An 18,868-nucleotide genomic window follows, 5' to 3' on the forward strand; every position below is an offset into this window, starting at 1 on the left:
CTCTCCTAGCGGGGCAAATCAAGCTGGCCGACTAAACGGGCGAGCTCAGCCGTACGGTTAGCGTAGCCCCATTCATTGTCGTACCACACATAGAGCTTAAGTTGAGTGCCATTCACCACCATGGTCGAGAGCGCATCAACAATGCTCGATCGCGGATCGGTTTTGTAATCCACCGACACCAGCGGCCGCTCTTCATAGCCTAAAATCCCCTTAAGCTCACCCTCGGCGGCGGTTTTAAGTAGCGCATTCACTTCCGCTTCAGTAACGGCGCGCTCAAGCTCGAATACACAATCCGTCAGCGAGGCATTAGCCAGTGGTACCCGCACGGCATGACCATTAAGTTTACCCTTAAGCTCTGGGAATATATGAGTAATTGCTGTCGCGCTGCCAGTGGTGGTTGGGATTAAACTCAAACCACAGGCGCGGGCGCGGCGTAAATCTTTATGCGGCGCATCGAGAATGGTTTGGGTGTTAGTAATATCGTGGATAGTGGTCATAGAACCGTGTTTGATGCCTATCTGCTCATGGATCACTTTCACCACAGGCGCAAGGCAATTAGTGGTACAAGATGCGGCGGTCACTATGGGATGAATGGCAGGATCGTATAGTTGATGGTTCACGCCCATCACCACATTTAACACGCCCTCTTCTTTCACGGGAGCAGTGACAACCACCCGCTTAACACCTTGATCTAAATAAGCTTGCAGTAAGGCTTTGGTTTTCATCACCCCAGAGGCTTCAATCACTACATCGCATCCCGACCAATCGGTCTCGGCAATGGCTTTATTGCGCGTGGTGCGAATGGCTTTATCTTGGATCTGGATCGCATCGGCATTCGCCGTCACTGGATAACGCCAACGGCCATGGACAGAATCAAACTCGAGTAAATGTGCCAATGTATGGGCGTCGCCTGCGGGATCGTTGATCTGCACAAACTCCACCTCATCCCAGTCCCATGCCGCGCGCAGTGCTAAACGCCCCATACGGCCGAAGCCATTAATGCCGATTTTGATTGCCATGATGATATCCCAATATGTTGATTTTAAATTTATATTGTTAATTTTTAATATGTTATGAATAAGACGGACTTTTTACTTAAGTGATAACATCGCCATTGCCAACCCTAGTGGATGACAATGGCGCATCTTGTTAACGACGATTATTGCTAGGCCAAAAGCAAGTCTTGCTCAACGATAATGGCGGCTAATTTACTCCCTTAGCCATCCTTCAATTTCATCTCGGGTCGGTACTGAGCCGCTGTGGATTAACTCACCATCGATCACGACTGCGGGGGTTTTCATTACGTTAAATTTCAACAGGGTTTGCGGATCTGTGTCCTTTTTCACAATCGCATCCACGCCCATTTCTTCTGATATGTCCGCAATCATCTCGGCGGTTTTACTACATTTAGCGCAACCACTACCTAATACTTTGACTTGTTTCATGTTATTTCCTTAAAGATACGGTGCTGCAAAATTAAAAATCCAACCTACTAACGTAAATGCCGTCAATAGCACAACCAACAGCAGCGCCAACAGGCGCCACTGCATCACTTGTTTGAGTAAAATAAATTCGGGGAAACTGGCAGCCACTGTGCTCATGCAAAACGCTAGCGTAGTACCAATTGGTAGACCGTTCGCCAGCAAACTTTCCATCACAGGAATGATGCCCGTCGCGTTCGAATACAGAGGAATACCGACTAACACTGCCGCAGGCACAGACCACCATTGACCTTGGCCTAAATGGGTTTCAACCCAACCCTCAGGCACAAAACCGTGCAAGGCAGCGCCAAGACCCACGCCGATAATGACCCACTTCCAGACTCGGCCAAAAATCTCAACCGCCTCAGCTTTGGCAAATTGATGCCGTTCAGAAAAAGATAAGACCCGCGCAGCGGTAGAAACGGTATCAGATACCGCCATTTGGCGCCCACGGACGAGGGCTTCGGCGGCGAAGGATTGCAACCAACGTTCGGCCTTCATCGCATCTAACAATAATCCGCCGAGCACACCCACTGTCATGCCCACAACCACATATAGCAAGGTAAATTTCCAGCCGAGTAAACTGATGAGCAGCAGCACGGCGACCTCGTTGATCAAAGGAGAAGTGATCAAAAAGGCCATAGTGATCCCAAGGGGGATCCCGGCCGAGGTAAAACCTAAAAAGACAGGGATACTCGAGCAAGAACAAAAAGGCGTGATGGCACCAAAAATCGATCCCAGCAGATAACCCACGCTCTTATTCTTACCCGCTAAATAATCGCGGACTCGCTGAACATCTAAGGACGCACGCAGCAAGGCGATGAGATAAATCATCACCACCAGCAATACAAAAATTTTACTGACATCTTCAACAAAAAAATGCACAGCGCCGCCCAAGGCCGAACCCGCCTCTAAGCCAAACACGCCGTACACTAGCCAAGTTGCCAAATCAGTAAATATTTGGAACATATTGATCCCTAAAGCGTTATTAACTTACATCATGCGATGACTTAGATTAAAACCAGTGCCGCGTGCGATTCGCAAAATACACCAGCGACAACATCACAGGCACCTCAACTAATACTCCAACCACAGTCGCGAGAGCTGCTCCCGAGTGCAGACCAAATAATGAAATGGCCACTGCCACCGCCAACTCAAAAAAGTTTGAAGAACCTATCATGCTCGCAGGTGCGGCAATCGCATGGGTCAGTTTTAGTTTTAAGGCTAACCAATAGGTTAAAATAAAGATGCCATAACTCTGAATAATCAAAGGAATCGCGATGAAAAGTATGTTCTGTGGCTGGGAGATAATGGTTTCAGCCTGAAAACTAAACAACAACACGACAGTGGCTAATAAACCGATCACAGACCAAGGTTTAAGCTTTGTCAGCAACTGCGGCACAGCACTCACATCATGGCGAGCTTCAAGGCGTTTTCGAGTCGCGACACCGGCAATCAAAGGCAGTAACACATAGAGAACCACGGAAAGTAACAGGGTTTCCCATGGCACTTGAATATCGCTCACACCGAGTAATAATGCTGATAGTGGCGCAAATAAAAACACCATAATGATATCGTTTACAGAGACTTGCACTAAGGTGTAGTTAGGATCGCCCTTCGTCAGTTGACTCCACACAAACACCATGGCGGTACAAGGCGCCACACCGAGCAATATCATTCCCGCGATATATTCACTGGCAGTTTGTGGATCAACCCAGTCGGCAAATAGCAACTTGAAAAATAACCAGCCTAACAATGCCATAGTAAAAGGTTTGACTAACCAGTTAATGAAAAGCGTTAATATCAATCCTTTCGGCGCTTTACCGACATCTTTCACCGCAGAAAAATCAATCTGCACCATCATGGGATAAATCATTACCCAGATAAACAAGGCGATGACTAAGTTAACATGGGCAAATTCGATGGCGGCCACAGCGGCAAACACACCCGGAGCTAAGTTTCCAAGCACTACCCCAACAAGAATACTTAAGCCAACCCAGACACTTAAATAGCGTTCAAAGAACCCCATAACGACCTCGACTCACAAAATGCATTCTTTTCAATTTAACAACAGGCTTTAGCGCGTTCGGGACGAGCACCCATGTTGCACAGGTTGTTCATATTCGCGGCTAAAAACGGACTGTTGGCCTCACAACTTTGCGCTAGTACTTGCTGACACCAAGGACTCAACTCAGGATTGATTTGATAAAAAACCCATTGCCCCTGACGCCTATCGACTAAGAGCCCTGCTTTTTTTAACTGCGCTAAATGCCGAGAGATCTTAGGTTGGATCTCCGACAGCGCAGCCATTAATTCACACACGCACAACTCCCCTTCTCGCTGGATGAGCAGTACACATTTCAGCCGAGTCTCATCGGCAAGGGCCTTAAAAAAGGCGACGGGTTGCATGAAATAGCCCCTATACAAATCAAATAAACATATGAATAAAAGTATATATGAAAAAACACATATATCTAGTCGCTATCATCAAAATAAACTCTGTATATAACCCATTTAAATTTAAGAAGATGTTTTTTGAACCAGATCACATCAGCACAATCGATATGAAAACCATTAATTGCAAATGATAATGGTTGCCATTAAAATCCGTACTAAGCTAAAAGTTATGGTGCAATATGTTGTTTTCTCTCCTCTACCACATCATCAAACCAAAGCTCTGTAATCATAAAAACATTAGATAATTGCCAAACTCCGGAGCCAATCCATATGTCTACTAAAGGCATTTTTCGTGTATCCCTTATTCAAATCGCCATCTTAAGTGTGCTTACTCAAACAGTTTATGCCGAAGAATCCACGCCTAATATCGAACACCTCGAAGTCAAAGGTATTCGCCAACCATTTCGGGGGGATGTGCCACTGAAAGCTCAGCCGCAGGCGGTAGAAAGCCTGTCGATGGAGCAAATTAGCGATGCGGGTATATCAACGCTGATGGATGCGTTGGATTTATCAAGCTCAGTCAATCGCCAAAATAATTTTGGTGGTATGTGGGACAGTTTCGCCGTGCGCGGCTTTGTGGGCGATGAAAACGTCCCCTCAGGTTATCTAGTTAATGGTTATGATGCGGGACGTGGTTTTGGTGGTACTCGTGATACTGCGAACGTAGAAAGTATCGAGATCATGAAAGGCCCAGGTTCTGCTCTTTATGGCCGCGCAGAACCCGGTGGCACCATTAACATCATCACCAAAAAACCTAAATTTTCCCAAGAAGGCTATCTGCAAGCCAGTGCCGGTCGCTGGGATAATTACCGTCTTGAGGGGGATTATACTAACGCCATTACCGACGATTTAGCCTTTAGGGTTAACGGTGCGATTGAAGACAAGGGTAGTTTCCGCAATCCCGTTAATTCGGAAAAACGTGTTTTAACCCCTTCTTTGCTTTGGGTAGCCAGCGATACCACGCGTCTAAGCTATGAACTGGAATATGCAAACCAAAAAGTCCCCTTCGACCGCGGAATTGTGGCTATCGACGGCGACATTAAAGCCTTACCCATTAATAGATATCTAGGTGAGGCCAGCGATGGTGCGACCCAAATAGATTTGTTAGCCCACCAATTTACCTTAGAACATGACTTTGGTGATTGGAGTTTGTTATCGGGTATTAGCTACCGCGACACAGGACTTGAAGGCTACTCAAGCGATCCAGAGTTGGTAAAAAGTCGTCAAATGCTCAACATCGACGGTGAAACCCTAAGCCGTCAACATAACTACCGTAACTTCACCTCAACTGACTTATCGGGCCGCGTTGAGCTAAGCTGCAAAGTCGAGACCGGCGATATTAGTCACCACCTTCTCATTGGTGCAGACGGTTATCACTTCCATTTCGACAAATATTGGGAGCGCTTCCGCCCAGCCGCTGGCGATACCACTTACAGCATCAATGTTTACAATCCAGTCTATGGACAAATTGCGCCCGAAGGCGCCCTGCTCTACAACCAAGTAGAGACTCAGGATAACTACGGGATCTATTTGCAAGACCAACTCGATCTCAGCGAAAAATGGAAGCTCACCTTAGGTGGCCGCTTTGACAGTTTCGAGCAAAGCATTGAAAACCATAAAAACCAGACAGAATCCAATCAAACCCAAAATGTCTTTAGTCCAAGAGCCGGTATCGTTTACGAATGGCAACCTTGGTTAAGCCTCTATGGCAGTTACTCTGAAGGTTTTCGCCCTAACACAGGTTCTGATTATCGCGGTGTCGCATTCGAACCCGAAGAGAGTAAATCCTATGAGCTAGGTACTAAGTTTGAGTTAGAAAATCTGACAGGCTCTATCGCCCTCTTCCGCGCCGAAAAGAGTAATGTGCTAACTGCAGACCCTGTGAATTCAGGTTTTTCAGCGGCACTAGGTAAAGCCGATAGCCAAGGGATTGAGCTGGATTTGGCTGCCTACCTAACAGCCAATACTCAGCTGTTGCTATCCTACGCTTATACCGATGCCAAGACGGCTAACGATATTCTCAACGCAGATTGGGGCGTGAGCATTCCCGAAGGCAGTCGTTTAATCAACATTCCAAAACACAATGGTCATCTCACGCTAAAACATGATACTTCATTGTTTGGTTCCGATGCCTCCGCGGGAGCGACATTGCTTTATGTGGGCGATCGCTTAGGTGAAACCATTGATCCAAACTACATACTGCCAGCATATACCTTAGTGAATCTATTTAGCACCTACGCGTTAAATCAGGATCTTAGCCTGCAATTTAATATCACTAACCTGTTCGACGAAGTTTACTATCAAAGCTCTTATTCATCGATGTGGACTATGCCAGGCGAGCCACGCAGCTACAAAGTCAGCGTGCGTTATAATTTCTAAGCACTGCTGATCTGTTTCCAATCAAAAAGCCCCGGAATCTTTCTGGGGCTTTTTACTCGGTGATCAATTACAAACCGCGCTGCCATTCCTGCCTTAAGGGAATGCTGCGCGGCGCGTTAATTGCCTGCTCGACCTGTGCCAGCAATTTGGCCTTGTCCTTACCTAATACTCCTTTTAGCACAAGGTAATTAGAGGCATGATCGGATCTAAATATCGTTTGCTCTAATTCCAAATGATCCAATAAGGTGTGCATTTCTTGGAACAAGCCCATTTGATCCGGCAACTGAAATTGCCCGCCAAATACCGCGTCCATTCGCTCCGTGCCTAGCGGTAAAGTGACTACCAATGTGGATAAATAATCGGGCTGGGCGGCATTCATTAACTTGGCCGAATTAACCGCATGTTGATGGGATAGCGCGACACCGCCTAAACCATTAAGGATCATCACAGATGACTTCATCCCCGCCGCGCGGATTTTAAGCAGTGCCGCTAAGGATGATTCGAAGGTTTCGCCCTTTTGGATTTTGGCGAGCACTTCGTCATCGCCACTTTCGCAACCCACATAGAGTAAAGACAGCCCGAGTTCGCGCAGACGTGCGAGTTGCTCTGGGGTTTTATTATTCAGATTGCGCGGCAAACAATAACTGCTGATGCGAGTCACCTGCGGCAAGTGGCGGTTGATCAGCTCACAAATCGCTTCGAGGCGCGCAAAGGGCAAACTCATGGCATCGCCATCGGCCAAAAATACCCGAGAAACGGGGACGCCAGACTGAGCAACGGCCAAAATATCCTGCTCAACCTTGTCGAGCTTTTGTGCCCTAAAGGCTTTTTGCGGTTGGGTATACATGTCGCAAAAGCTGCACTGGTTCCAACTGCAACCATTAGTCACTTGCAGTATCAATGACTTCCATTCAGATGGCGGTCTAAATACTGGCTCGATATAGTTAATCAACACTGCAAGCTCCTAATAATTGGTCTCACGGTTAAACAATGATTTGGTGATAAGTTTCCACATGAAATGACTCAACCAATTCGGGCATCACTTGGTGGAAATAATGTTGAATCGCATCTTTAGCGCAATGCTCATCGAAGGCGGCAATATCGACAAACTTCTCTACAAACGTCACGCGACGTGGTTCATCACGGCTCACATTGAGTTCGTAACGAATACAACCCGCTTCACGGCGCGTATCAGGAATAAGGCTCGCGAGCGCAGCGATTAGCGCTTCGGTTTTGCCCTCTTTAGCCAGAAAACTCGCCACGCAGGCAATTTGTTGTTGATTGATTTTATAGTCCGTTGCAGTCGTCATTTCGGTTCCTTAATTGGCTTAATTTGGATGCTTACACGCATTGCTTATATTGATAGCCGCTTACGCTGGCTGATAGCGCATATCTAAATGGGGAATTCCATCTTCTAAATACATCTCAGAGCAGGCGACAAAACCGAGCTTTTGATAGAAAGCTTTAAGGTAATCTTGAGCGCCAATTTGGATCCCCGCATCGGGCCAAGTCGTCAATGCCGATTCGATGGCGTGCTGCATTAAAGGCATGGCTAGCCCTTTGCCTCGTCCCGCTGGCGATACCACCACGCGGCCAATACTCGCCTCTGGATAACTTAAGCCCGGCGGCAAAATACGCGCGTAGGCAAGCAGTTCCCCATCTGGCGATAAGCCCATTAAATGCAGGGTTTCTGGGTGTCTATCCTTCTCATCAAGCTCAGGATAAGCGCAGGCCTGCTCGACCACAAACACATCGACTCTTAACTTCAATATGTCATATAGGGTATTGGCATTTAATTGATTAAATGTAAGATTTTGCCACTGCAAACGATTATCCCTCTGTAAATCATCGAAAAAGAGCTTTGAGTCTACCACAGCATAAAGACCATAAAAAAGCGCCTTAATCCGTGAGGACTAAGGCGCAAAGCTGTTGCGTAAACCAATAGATCTGGGGAAATCTATGGCGACAACAGGATAACGAAAAACGTTATTACTCAACCATGGCATCGTGGGCCACAGGCCCAGCCGGTTTACGGATCAGCAGCACGGCGAACACTGCGATAAGTAGCAGAGCGCCCATGATGTAAAACACATCGTTATAGGCCTGAATATAGGCTTGCTGACTCATGGTTTTGCCCAGCAAAGCTTTCGCCTGCGCGGCCGCGGTATAGGGATCTGAACCACCCGCCTGCAACACACTTGCGCTTTGGGCTAAATAATCCTGTGCCTGCGTGCTCACTGCGGGTAAGGATTCCTTAATATGGGCCAAATGCCCGCGCGACAAAGTGTCAGTCAGGGTCGCAACCAGTGCAATACCAAAGGCGCCGCCTAAGTTACGCATCACGTTTAATACCGTCGATGCCGAAGCATTTTCATGGGGTTTTAAATGCATGGTCGCAAGCATACCAATAGGCACCAAAATAAACGGCTGACCTAAGGCACGCACCACTTGCGAGGCGATCATCTGCGGTCCGGCATAATCTGCGGTCATCTGGCTATTCATGTAATAGCTAATGGCGAACATTAAAAAACCAAAGGCAGCGAGATAACGACTATCGAAGCGCTCCATTAATTTTGGTACTAAAGGCAAGACTAATAGCTGCGGAAATCCCATCCACATAATCACACCACCAATTTCTAACGGTGTGTAATCATGGACTTGTGATAGATAAAGCGGGATCAAATAAATAGCGCCGAATAGTGCCATCCCCAGTAAAAAATACGCCACGGTAGAGAGCACAAAATCACGCTTACCAAGCAGGCGTAAATTCACTAACGGTTCTTTACGCCTTAACTGGAGCCAAACAAACAACACCAGATTGACTACGGCAATAATGGCCAGATTGCGAATGAGTTCCGAGCCAAACCAGTCCTTGCGGTTACCTTCTTCGAGCACCACTTCAAGGCAACCCATCCCCAGCGCCATAGTGACTATGCCCGCCAAATCGACATTCTTTAGTTTATCCCAAACGACCGACTGCTTCTCTAAACCGTAGGCCAACATGGCCATGACCAACAAGCCTGGTGGCACATTGATATAAAACAGATAATGCCAGCTAAATTGCTCGGTCAACCAACCGCCTAAGGTCGGGCCGATTGAAGGCGCAAAAGTCGCCGTCACGCCAAATAACGCCATGCCGACGGCACGTTTGTTATCAGGTAAAAACTCAAGAATAAGCCTAAAGGCCAGCGGGATCAGCGCGCCGCCAAAGAAGCCCTGTAGCGCCCGAAAGGCGATCATGGCCTCTAAATTCCACGCGATTGAGCAAAGCACAGAAGCAAAGATAAAGGCTGCTGTAGTCCATAACAGATAACGCCTGACCGACAATCCCGTGCTGAGCCAACCAGAGAGTGGAATAGCGATCATCTCAGCCACCAGATACGCGGTCGAAATCCAACTGCCTTCTTCGAGCGTAGCCCCAAGACTGCCTTGAATCTCCTTCATCGATGCATTGGTGATTTGGATATCGAGGATCGCCATAAAGGCGCCGATCAACCCACCAAATACCGCGATCCATGAGCGGCGACTGCCACGCTCATAATCAGTAGGCTTGTTAGGGACACTGATGCCCTGCGCCTCCATATCGGCAGACGCAGTGATAGAGCCAGTTGCGCTCATACTAACGACCTGTATTTGCAGCGATTGCCGATGTTACAGGACCCGACGCCGTATCCACTTTCACGACCGCACTTAAGCCCGGTAGCATGTGTGCTTCTTCCTCAGACAAATCTAAGCGAATACGCACGGGAATACGTTGCACGATTTTTGTAAAGTTACCTGTAGCGTTTTCCGCAGGAAGTAAACTGAATTTGGCTCCGGACGCCGGTGACAGACTATCGATAACACCTATAAAGGTTTTGTCGGGAAACGCATCGAGACTGACCTGCACCGACTGTCCTGGTTGCATATGTTGGATCTGGGTCTCTTTAAAGTTCGCCGTGATCCACACTGCCCCATCCGGAACCAAACTGTAGAGTGCTTGGCCGGGTTGCACATACTGCCCCACCATAGCGCCACGTTTACCAATCACCCCAGAAAAAGGTGCGGTCACACGGGTATCATTTAACTGAATTTTCGCCAATTCTAAGGTCGCATTGGCCTGCTCTACTACTGAACCCGCCTGATCTAATTGGGCATTAAACACAGCTAACTCACGTTGCTTTGCCACTAACACGGCTTTGGCTTCATCGAGGCGGGCGGCGGCAGAATCGAATCCCGCTTGCAGTTGATCGACATCATCTTGGGAGCTGTAATTACTGACTTTAAGCTTTTTCGAGCGACTCAATTGTTGCTGTGCACGTATTTTATCTGACTCAGCCGCCACGACACCGGCACTGGCTTGGGTGATTAACGCCCGTTGTAACTCAACCTTAGCGGCTAAGGTTTGCAAATCCGCCTTCGAACTTGCCAGTGAGGCTTCGGCTTGGCTCACTTTGGCGCTAAATTGGTTATCTTCGAGCTGAGCTAATAGCTCACCCTTTTGCACATGCTGGTTATCGGTCACATCGCTTAACACGACGTAGCCGGGTACTTTAACGCTGATATGGGAAATATCGGCCTCAACATAAGCGTTATCAGTGGTTTCGATAAAACGTACCTGTGTCCACCAGTAATAACCGCCTCCCGCAACCGCAGCGAGTAACAGTGGAACGGCGATAATGAGTTTACTTTTGGACATGAATGACTCCTTGATTAGTGATATCTAGTGTACTACTGTCTCACTAAGTTTATTAGTCAGTAAAAAATCAACCCACTGTTTCACAGGTGTAACAATGATGGATCTCAATCGCGTGCAAATTTTCGCTCAAGTGGTCGAGCAAGGCAGCTTTACGGGCGCCGCCAAAGCCCTTGGGATCACTAAGGCAACCGTCAGTCGTAAGATAGCCGAACTCGAAGCTGATACCGGCACACAACTGTTATTTCGCACCACCAGAGCCCTAAAACTCACCGAGGCGGGATCGAGTTATTACAACAGGATCAATAAGATCCTCACTGATCTACAGAGCGCCGAAAATCAGCTCAGCGCCCAACAGCAATTGATCAAAGGCAATCTAAAAATTGTCTGCCACTTAAAAACAAAAAAGAGGCTAATTAGCCTCTTTTCGATGTTTTTACCACTTTTAGCCTAGTCGGCGTATTGAGGTAAAGTAGGAATCGCAGCAACACCAGAGTCGATAGCCGCCTGAGCAACCGCACGGGCAACATTAGACAATAAACGTGGGTCCATCGGTTTTGGCAGCACGTATTCAGGGCCAAAACTCAGTGAACTCACATTAGGATAAGCCTTCAACACACTCGCAGGCACAGGCTCTTTTGCCAGTGCAGCAATGGCATGAACCGCGGCGATTTTCATCTCATCGTTAATGCATGACGCACGTACATCCAAGGCGCCACGGAAAATAAACGGGAAACACAATACGTTATTCACTTGGTTTGGATAATCGCTGCGACCGGTACCCATGATCAAATCGCTGCGCGTTGCGTGAGCCAGTGCCGGTTTGATTTCAGGATCTGGGTTAGAACAGGCAAAAATTACTGGCTTATCGGCCATCAACGCAACTTCTTCTGCACCTATCACGTCAGGACCAGATAGACCTAAAAACACGTCTGCGCCTTTAATAACATCAAGAAGCGTGCGTTTGTCTGTATCATTCGCAAATAGCGCTTTATATTCATTAAGATCCGTACGGCCAGAATGAATCACACCTTTAGTGTCTAACATATAAATGTTAGCGCGATTCGCACCACACTTGACCAGCATAGTCATACAAGCAATGGCTGCCGCACCTGCGCCCATACACACAAACGTTGCGTCGCTGATCAACTTGCCTTGAATTTCCAGCGCGTTAATCATACCCGCCGCGGTCACAATTGCGGTGCCGTGTTGATCGTCATGGAATACTGGCACTTTACAACGGGCAATCAATTCACGTTCGATAACAAAGCATTCTGGCGCTTTAATATCTTCAAGATTGATACCACCAAAAGTGTCAGCAATCGCAGCAACTGTATTGATAAATTCTTCAGGCGTATTGTGGGTGATCTCAATATCTGTCGAATCGATATTTGCAAAATGCTTGAATAATAATGCTTTGCCTTCCATCACAGGTTTAGAAGCCAAGGGGCCTAAATTGCCTAAACCTAAGATCGCCGTACCATTGGTAATCACGGCAACCGTATTACCTTTATTGGTATAACGATACGCATTGTCAGGATTAGCCGCGATTTCACGCACAGGCTCAGCCACTCCAGGGCTATAAGCTAGAGCGAGATCGTGACTCGTTTCGGCAGGTTTGGTAAGGCAAACTGCGGTTTTGCCTGGTATTGGAAATTCATGATAATCGAGTGCTTGTTGACGAATATCTGACATTTTAAAATCCTGAAATGCGACATTTATAATTTATGAGAGTAAGGCCTACCAACACACATCTAGTCTCACCAAAGGGTGATGTTAATAGTCTGGCTGGTCGGGGTAAGATACGCCAATAAGGGGGATTTTTAAATAAGAGATTCAGAAATTTCACTTTAGCCTGCAAATATCACCTCTAAGCTTAGTTTTATAAACTTATCTCCTATAATAAAGCTGCATTTCTTAATATATTTTGTAGGAAACAAACATATATTTTGTAGTTATAGCGCTAGTTGTAGCGAGTTAATCTCAAAAATGTTGGTTAAATTACAATATATAACGGCTAGCATATTTATCTTATAGATAATTGCTATAAATAAGTCGAATTACATACTTGAACTCGCAATACTCAGTAAGTTGACGATTAATTGAGTGAAGTCGTACCAGATGGGGGATTTAACATAAGTATTAAGATAGGCGTAAATAAAGCAGTTCAGCAAATGACAGAAAGCAAAAAGGCGCCATAGGCGCCTTTTCTAGAAACATTGCAATCGCAATTATTTCTTTGCAAGCACTGCGAAGCGCTTGTTGAATTTGTCGATACGACCGCCAGTATCAACAACTTTTTGTGTACCAGTGTAGAATGGGTGACAAGCACCACATACGTCTAAATGCAGATCTTTACCAGCAGTAGAGTTTACTTTGATAACGTTACCACAAGTACAGTTTGCAGTGATGATAGCGTATGTTGGGTGGATACCTGGTTTCATTGGGGTTACCTCAAAAGTGTAAGGCCATGTCGCTCTTCCAACCCGTAGTCGGACACCACATGCATGTTAATAACAATATGTTTAGGGCGCAGAATGGTACAGCATACCCACAAGGGATACAAGTAGATTATCTGAGCGTTTGGCGGTTAATCTGCGTCTATTTTGACTTTAGTTCGCCGCTTCATTCTCCCGCCTCTTTAGCTTCAAACATCGCCTGAGCCTCTTTGGCGTTAGCATGCTGTGCCAAAATCATTTTCGAAGGACAGGACAGAGCCGCATTACTCTTGAGTGCGTTGATTTTATTTTTTGAGAACGCCGCAGGATTCGCCTCATAGATCGCCAGCATAGCGCCATAGACACTCACGTCCCAATCGTTGGCATAGCGATTGGCGATTCGCCACAAGGTCTCACCTGCAAGATAAGTTAACTGACAATGTTCAGGTGTCTGCGAAGCGGTTGGGGACGTTTCAGCGGCATTCACTTTGAGTTCGCTATTTGTTGTCTTAACTGCTTCAGTGACTACGACTTCAGACATAACAGGCTCAGGCATCATAGTTTCAGCAGACGTTGCTTTAACGGCAACAGGTTCAGAGTTTTTGGCGGCAGCCTTTACCTCGGCAACCTGGGTATTTTGCTCATCCGCTGCTTCAGGAAATTTAAAGCCAGTCACAACTTCAGCCGCTGGCACTGTGGGCTTAGTATTTACATGAGTATTTACATGAGTATCTATATGAATATTTGCAGCCGTAATAACCGTCGCGGTCTTAGCACCCACCGCTGATGTGGATTCTGCGGCCACTTTTACAGGCTGAACATTCACTTTATCCGCACGCTTTTGCACCAGCGCTGTCGTCGTATTTTTACTGCCCGATGCCGCGCTCATAGATAGCGCAGCCGATGTTGGCTTAGCCTCGCCAAATAGATTGATACTTTTGACCTCGTACCATCGGTCGAGTCGATACTCCCTCACTAAGAGTTTAGCTTTGTCATCCTTTACATCTTCAACACCTGTGAGCAAAACTAAAAAGCGATTAAGCTCCTCAACCATTAACTTTTCTTCGCCGCCAGCTTGCTGCACCACAAACTCTAAGCGCGACATGTCTTGATTGTCCGCAATCACATTCACCCTGAGTTTTGGATAACCACCTAACTCAAACATGCGGCTGTTAACGCTCACATGGGAGACTTGTGCCATGCTCGGTGCGCTACACACTAACGCGAGTAGACCTAATGATTTCACTATATTAGCCATTTATTTACTCTCAACTATCCTTGGTAAACCATCATTAGGGCTAGCCCTAGCCAGCCGCGCTGAGTACACTAAACCACATTCTTGCCTAAGACTTGCCTGCATATGTCATTGTTTGTCGAAGTTGCGTTACCTGTGCCTATGCGGCAAACCTTTAGCTACCGCGTACCCGAAACTTATCCTAGTACACCGCAGATAGGCGTGCGCGTTAAAGTCCCCTTCGGTCGTCAACAATTAATCGGATTAGTCACAGGTATCACAGATACGTGCAGCTTAGCGCCTAAGCAGATTAAGTCTGTGCTTGAGTTTATCGACGATAAACCTTTGTTGCCTGAATCACTTTATAAATTAACCCTTTGGGCCGCGAGATACTATTTTTGCAGCCAAGGGCAGATGCTAACCCAAGCCTTACCAGTGGCCCTTCGCAAAGGGCTCGATGCCGCGCCGCAAAAGATCCAATTCTGGCAATTAACTGAGATAGGCCAAAATATTGCGCCAGAAGCGGTTAAGCGAGCACCCGCACAGAAAAAATTACTCGAGTTACTCAAACCCGCCAGTTTAACCCAAGAAGAAGTGATCAGCTTAGATATCAGTAAAGCGGCACTGAAAGCCCTAGAAGATAAAGGCTGGGTGGCACGCCACGAAAAAATCGCCGAGCTTAACCTCGACTGGCGCACCACACTCGAAATGGACGAAACGCCACATAAACTCAATAAAGAACAAGCCGTCGCCGTTGCCACTTTAAATCTGCAACAAGGGTATCACTGTACTTTATTAGAAGGCATTACCGGTTCGGGTAAAACAGAAGTCTATTTGGCGGTGCTGGAAGAAATTCTTAAGCAAGGCAAGCAAGCGTTAATTTTAGTGCCTGAAATCGGCTTGACGCCCCAGACTATCAATCGCTTTAAGCGCCGTTTTAAAGTCAATGTCGCCATATTGCACTCAGGGTTAACCGACAATCAAAGACTCGAAGCTTGGCGCCAAGCCCGCTGTGGTCAGGCCGCCATCATTATCGGCACCCGCTCGGCCTTGTTCACGCCTATGGCCTATCCCGGCATAATCATACTTGATGAAGAACACGACAGTAGCTTCAAACAACAGGAAGGCGTCGGTTATCACGCCCGCGACTTGGCAGTCATGCGTGGCCATTTAGAATCAATTCCGGTGATATTAGGCACGGCAACCCCCTCACTCGAAAGTCTACAAAATGCCTTAAGTGGCCGTTACCATCATTTGCAATTGGGTGAGCGCGCTGGCTCGGCTAAAAAAGTGCGCCAAGGGATTATCGACATTAAAAATATGCCGTTAAAAGCAGGCATGTCGGTACCGCTGCTGAACGAAATACGCCTGCATTTAGACGCAGGCAACCAAGTATTACTGTTTCTCAATCGCCGCGGCTTCGCACCCGCCCTGCTTTGCCACGAGTGTGGGCACTTACACGAGTGCGACCGCTGCGACGCGTTTTTCACAGTGCATCAATCCCTTGGTGAAATTTGCTGCCACCATTGTGGCAATCAATATGCCATCCCTAAGCAATGCCACAAATGCGGTAGCACTATGTTGATGGGCCAAGGCATAGGCACAGAACAGCTCGCCGAAGCGCTGCAACAGGAGTTTCCGAAACATCCAGTGGTGCGTATAGACCGCGATACCACTCGCCTAAAAGGCTCATTAGAAACCCACTTAAACGCAATTCATAAGGGCGAATATAAAATCCTTGTCGGCACGCAAATGCTGGCCAAAGGTCATCACTTTCCTGATGTGACGCTTGTTGGGCTACTCGATGTCGATGGCGCCTTATTCAGCGCCGACTTCCGCGCGCCCGAGCGTTTTGGGCAACTCTATACCCAAGTCGCCGGTCGTGCTGGGCGCGCCAGCAAACCCGGCACGGTATTATTGCAAACTCACCAGAGCGACAATCCTATTTTGCGGGATTTGCTGCACCGCGGTTATGGCGAGTTTGCCCGCAGCCAGTTAAAAGAGCGTCAACAAGCACTGCTACCGCCAGCATGGCACATGGTGTTGGTGCGCGCCGAAGCCCATTTAGCCAGTGATGCCGATAACTTTCTCAACGCCTTCGCCGCGCTCTTGCCGCAAGATAAAGAATTTGAGGTGATTGGTCCTATGCCTGCGCCCTTAGATAAAAAAGCCGGCAAGTTCCGTCGCCAACTGCTATTCCAAGCTAAAAACCGCAACCGTCTGCAGCAAGAGTTTGAACGTATTCATCCGCTTGTAGAGCAGCTTATCGAAGCCAAGCGGTGCCGATGGAGCTTAGACAGAGATCCGCAGGATCTCCTCTGAGTCGTGTATTTGATAAGTATTTAAGTGCCATTTGATAAAAAATCATCGGGAAGATAGCAATTGTTAACCACAAACGGCTAAAATATGCGGTTATTCCCTGTATTCACTCTTAAAGTTAGTGCCGATTAGAACCCATGAAATCACATATCCAATCATTACTTGAACAAACTCTAGAATCCTTTAAACAACAAGGTATTGTGCCTGCTGACTTTGAAGCGCGCATTCAGGTAGATCGAACCAAGGATAAGAGTCATGGCGACTTGGCAACCAACTTAGCCATGATGCTGACTAAGGTCGCGGGCAAGAATCCACGCGAATTAGCCCAACTGATCATCGACACCTTACCAGCTTCGGCTTATGTGGCTAAGGTTGAGATCGCAGGTCCTGGCTTTATCAACTTTTTTATCAACGACAGCGCCTTAGCTGATCAACTGCAAAATGCCGTCAACGATGAGCATTTAGGTATCAAGTTACCGACACCGCAAACCGTTGTTGTTGATTACTCTTCACCAAACCTCGCCAAAGAAATGCACGTAGGTCACCTACGTTCAACCATCATTGGTGACAGTGTGGTGCGTGCGCTGGAATTTTTAGGCCACAAAGTCATTCGTCAAAACCATGTGGGCGACTGGGGTACACAATTTGGTATGTTGCTGGCCTATATGGAAGAGCTACGCGCCAAAAACGGTGAGAAAGCGCAACTTGAACTGTCTGATTTAGAAAACTTTTATCGCGCAGCCAAACTGCGCTTCGATGAATCGGCCGAGTTTGCGACCCGCGCTCGTCAATTAGTGGTTGAGTTACAATCTGGCGACGAATACTGCAACAAACTGTGGCGCGAATTTAACGACATTTCGTTGAGCCACTGCCATGAAGTCTACGCCCGTTTAGGTGTGAGCCTGACCCGCGCCGACGTGCACGGTGAAAGTGCCTATAACGCAGATCTAGAACAAGTAGTTAAAGATTTAGATGCCCAAGGTCTATTAACCGAAAGCAACGGCGCCAAAGTTGTGTTCCAAGAAGCCTTCCGCAATAAAGAAGGTGAGCCACTGCCAGTGATCATCCAAAAAGCTGATGGCGGCTACTTGTATGCCACCTCAGATCTTGCGGCAATGCGCTACCGTTCGAACGTATTAAAAGCCGATCGCGTACTGTATTTTGTTGACCTACGTCAGGCGCTGCATTTCCAACAAGTCTTCAGCCTAGCCAAGCTGGCTAAATTTGTTCGTGAAGATATGTCATTGGAGCACTTAGGTTTTGGCACGATGAACGGCGAAGATGGCCGTCCATTCAAAACCCGTAGCGGCGGTGTCGTTAAGTTAGTCGACCTGTTAGAAGAAGCCAACGTGCGCGCACTTGAACTCGTTCGCAGCAAAAATCCAGATATGGATGAGAACACGCTGGCTGAAATCGCTCGCGTCGTTGGGATCAGTGCCGTTAAATATGCTGACTTGTCGAAAAACCGTACCAGCGATTACATATTCAGCTTCGAACAAATGCTCAGCTTCGAAGGCAATACCGCACCTTACCTGCTGTACGCATACACCCGTGTTGCAGGCATCTTCAAGCGTGTAACCGATCTGGATCTCAGCCAAGCGAAAATCGTGCTTGAGCATGAAAAAGAGAAAGACCTCGGTAACAAGTTAGCGCAGTTCGGTGAGATCCTCAGTCGCGTTGTCGATAAAGGCCAACCGCACGTACTGTGTGCTTACCTGTATGAATTAGCGGGTGCTTTCTCAAGTTTCTACGAAGCGTGCCCCGTGCTTGCTGCCGATAACGACGCACAAAAGAACAGCCGTTTATTACTCGCACAACTGACGGCTCGTACGTTACAAAAAGGCCTAAATCTACTCGGTATCGAAACCTTAGAGCGGATGTAAGC

Annotated in this window: 16 protein-coding genes and 1 pseudogene; 4 read left to right on the forward strand and 13 right to left on the reverse strand. The window is 47.3% G+C overall.

The features are described 5' to 3' along the window. Positions 1–5: 5 nt before the first annotated feature. The 5 genes from Q4Q54_RS20125 to Q4Q54_RS20145 form a co-directional block, all read right to left on the reverse strand. On the reverse strand, positions 6–1,019 hold the full coding sequence (locus Q4Q54_RS20125; protein WP_311890102.1) for an ArsJ-associated glyceraldehyde-3-phosphate dehydrogenase: 1,014 nt from the start codon (positions 1,017–1,019) through the stop codon (positions 6–8). A 189-nt stretch (positions 1,020–1,208) separates the two neighbouring features. Further along, entirely contained in the window at positions 1,209–1,445 is a 237-nt protein-coding gene (locus tag Q4Q54_RS20130; RefSeq protein ID WP_055648658.1) for a thioredoxin family protein, read from the reverse strand. Positions 1,446–1,454: 9 nt separating this feature from the next. Next, positions 1,455–2,450, reverse strand: coding sequence for a permease (locus tag Q4Q54_RS20135; protein ID WP_311989394.1), 996 nt, complete (start codon positions 2,448–2,450; stop codon positions 1,455–1,457). Positions 2,451–2,496: 46 nt separating this feature from the next. Further along, positions 2,497–3,510: an ACR3 family arsenite efflux transporter gene (gene arsB / locus Q4Q54_RS20140; protein WP_311989395.1), complete on the reverse strand. Its 1,014-nt coding sequence runs from the start codon at positions 3,508–3,510 to the stop codon at positions 2,497–2,499. Positions 3,511–3,545: 35 nt separating this feature from the next. After that, a complete protein-coding gene (locus Q4Q54_RS20145; protein WP_107949373.1) occupies positions 3,546–3,890 on the reverse strand; it encodes a metalloregulator ArsR/SmtB family transcription factor in 345 nt (114 codons plus the stop codon). A 318-nt stretch (positions 3,891–4,208) separates the two neighbouring features. Here Q4Q54_RS20145 and Q4Q54_RS20150 point away from each other — a divergent pair, with 318 nt between their 5' ends. Next, positions 4,209–6,317 carry a TonB-dependent siderophore receptor gene (locus Q4Q54_RS20150; RefSeq protein WP_311989396.1) on the forward strand — a complete coding sequence of 703 codons (2,109 nt, stop codon included), beginning with the start codon at positions 4,209–4,211 and terminating at the stop codon, positions 6,315–6,317. Positions 6,318–6,384: 67 nt separating this feature from the next. Here Q4Q54_RS20150 and Q4Q54_RS20155 read toward each other — a convergent pair whose 3' ends face one another. The 5 genes from Q4Q54_RS20155 to Q4Q54_RS20175 all read right to left on the reverse strand — a co-directional run bounded on the left by Q4Q54_RS20155 (position 6,385) and on the right by Q4Q54_RS20175 (position 10,995). Next, on the reverse strand, positions 6,385–7,272 hold the full coding sequence (locus Q4Q54_RS20155; protein ID WP_311989397.1) for a radical SAM protein: 888 nt from the start codon (positions 7,270–7,272) through the stop codon (positions 6,385–6,387). Between the two features lie 28 nt (positions 7,273–7,300). Next, complete coding sequence (locus Q4Q54_RS20160) at positions 7,301–7,627, reverse strand: putative quinol monooxygenase (RefSeq protein WP_107949380.1); 327 nt, start codon at positions 7,625–7,627, stop codon at positions 7,301–7,303. 60 nt (positions 7,628–7,687) lie between these two features. Continuing rightward, on the reverse strand, positions 7,688–8,143 hold the full coding sequence (locus Q4Q54_RS20165; protein ID WP_107950345.1) for a GNAT family N-acetyltransferase: 456 nt from the start codon (positions 8,141–8,143) through the stop codon (positions 7,688–7,690). A 163-nt stretch (positions 8,144–8,306) separates the two neighbouring features. Continuing rightward, the gene (locus Q4Q54_RS20170; protein ID WP_311989398.1) at positions 8,307–9,935 is read right to left on the reverse strand and encodes a DHA2 family efflux MFS transporter permease subunit; all 1,629 of its coding nucleotides are present in this window, start codon (positions 9,933–9,935) and stop codon (positions 8,307–8,309) included. Between the two features lies 1 nt (position 9,936). Then, entirely contained in the window at positions 9,937–10,995 is a 1,059-nt protein-coding gene (locus Q4Q54_RS20175) for an HlyD family secretion protein (RefSeq protein WP_311989399.1), read from the reverse strand. A 97-nt stretch (positions 10,996–11,092) separates the two neighbouring features. Here Q4Q54_RS20175 and Q4Q54_RS20180 point away from each other — a divergent pair. Beyond that, positions 11,093–11,437 (forward strand): annotated as a pseudogene (locus Q4Q54_RS20180) (LysR family transcriptional regulator); the annotation flags it as partial. Positions 11,438–11,442: 5 nt separating this feature from the next. On the opposite strand, the gene Q4Q54_RS20185 reads toward Q4Q54_RS20180, so the two are convergent. The 3 genes from Q4Q54_RS20185 to Q4Q54_RS20195 all read right to left on the reverse strand — a co-directional run bounded on the left by Q4Q54_RS20185 (position 11,443) and on the right by Q4Q54_RS20195 (position 14,688). Further along, complete coding sequence (locus Q4Q54_RS20185) at positions 11,443–12,687, reverse strand: malic enzyme-like NAD(P)-binding protein (protein ID WP_311906282.1); 1,245 nt, start codon at positions 12,685–12,687, stop codon at positions 11,443–11,445. 536 nt (positions 12,688–13,223) lie between these two features. Further along, positions 13,224–13,436 carry a 50S ribosomal protein L31 gene (gene rpmE, locus Q4Q54_RS20190; protein WP_063883331.1) on the reverse strand — a complete coding sequence of 71 codons (213 nt, stop codon included), beginning with the start codon at positions 13,434–13,436 and terminating at the stop codon, positions 13,224–13,226. A 181-nt stretch (positions 13,437–13,617) separates the two neighbouring features. Further along, a complete protein-coding gene (locus Q4Q54_RS20195) occupies positions 13,618–14,688 on the reverse strand; it encodes a FimV/HubP family polar landmark protein (RefSeq protein WP_311906283.1) in 1,071 nt (356 codons plus the stop codon). Positions 14,689–14,790: 102 nt separating this feature from the next. On the opposite strand from Q4Q54_RS20195, the gene priA reads away from it, so the two are divergent. Together priA and argS are read left to right on the forward strand one after the other, a co-directional pair. Next, a complete protein-coding gene (priA, locus tag Q4Q54_RS20200; RefSeq protein WP_311989401.1) occupies positions 14,791–16,986 on the forward strand; it encodes a primosomal protein N' in 2,196 nt (731 codons plus the stop codon). A 134-nt stretch (positions 16,987–17,120) separates the two neighbouring features. Further along, a complete protein-coding gene (gene argS, locus Q4Q54_RS20205) occupies positions 17,121–18,866 on the forward strand; it encodes an arginine--tRNA ligase (RefSeq protein WP_311989403.1) in 1,746 nt (581 codons plus the stop codon). The last annotated feature ends 2 nt before the right edge of the window (positions 18,867–18,868 follow it).

Source organism: Shewanella sp. SP2S2-4 (genome assembly GCF_031932025.1).
GTDB lineage: Bacteria > Pseudomonadota > Gammaproteobacteria > Enterobacterales > Shewanellaceae > Shewanella > Shewanella baltica.

Excerpts from the sequence above, each read along its gene's own strand:
- Q4Q54_RS20175 (WP_311989399.1), bottom strand. The coding sequence starts at position 10,995 with ATGTCCAAAAGTAAACTCATTATCGCCGTTCCACTGTTACTCGCTGCG.
- Q4Q54_RS20150 (WP_311989396.1), top strand. The coding sequence starts at position 4,209 with ATGTCTACTAAAGGCATTTTTCGTGTATCCCTTATTCAAATCGCCATC.
- Q4Q54_RS20130 (WP_055648658.1), bottom strand. The coding sequence starts at position 1,445 with ATGAAACAAGTCAAAGTATTAGGTAGTGGTTGCGCTAAATGTAGTAAA.
- argS (WP_311989403.1), top strand. The coding sequence starts at position 17,121 with ATGAAATCACATATCCAATCATTACTTGAACAAACTCTAGAATCCTTT.
- rpmE (WP_063883331.1), bottom strand. The coding sequence starts at position 13,436 with ATGAAACCAGGTATCCACCCAACATACGCTATCATCACTGCAAACTGT.
- arsB (WP_311989395.1), bottom strand. The coding sequence starts at position 3,510 with ATGGGGTTCTTTGAACGCTATTTAAGTGTCTGGGTTGGCTTAAGTATT.
- Q4Q54_RS20170 (WP_311989398.1), bottom strand. The coding sequence starts at position 9,935 with ATGAGCGCAACTGGCTCTATCACTGCGTCTGCCGATATGGAGGCGCAG.
- Q4Q54_RS20195 (WP_311906283.1), bottom strand. The coding sequence starts at position 14,688 with ATGGCTAATATAGTGAAATCATTAGGTCTACTCGCGTTAGTGTGTAGC.
- Q4Q54_RS20145 (WP_107949373.1), bottom strand. The coding sequence starts at position 3,890 with ATGCAACCCGTCGCCTTTTTTAAGGCCCTTGCCGATGAGACTCGGCTG.
- Q4Q54_RS20125 (WP_311890102.1), bottom strand. The coding sequence starts at position 1,019 with ATGGCAATCAAAATCGGCATTAATGGCTTCGGCCGTATGGGGCGTTTA.
- Q4Q54_RS20160 (WP_107949380.1), bottom strand. The coding sequence starts at position 7,627 with ATGACGACTGCAACGGACTATAAAATCAATCAACAACAAATTGCCTGC.
- priA (WP_311989401.1), top strand. The coding sequence starts at position 14,791 with ATGTCATTGTTTGTCGAAGTTGCGTTACCTGTGCCTATGCGGCAAACC.
- Q4Q54_RS20185 (WP_311906282.1), bottom strand. The coding sequence starts at position 12,687 with ATGTCAGATATTCGTCAACAAGCACTCGATTATCATGAATTTCCAATA.
- Q4Q54_RS20135 (WP_311989394.1), bottom strand. The coding sequence starts at position 2,450 with ATGTTCCAAATATTTACTGATTTGGCAACTTGGCTAGTGTACGGCGTG.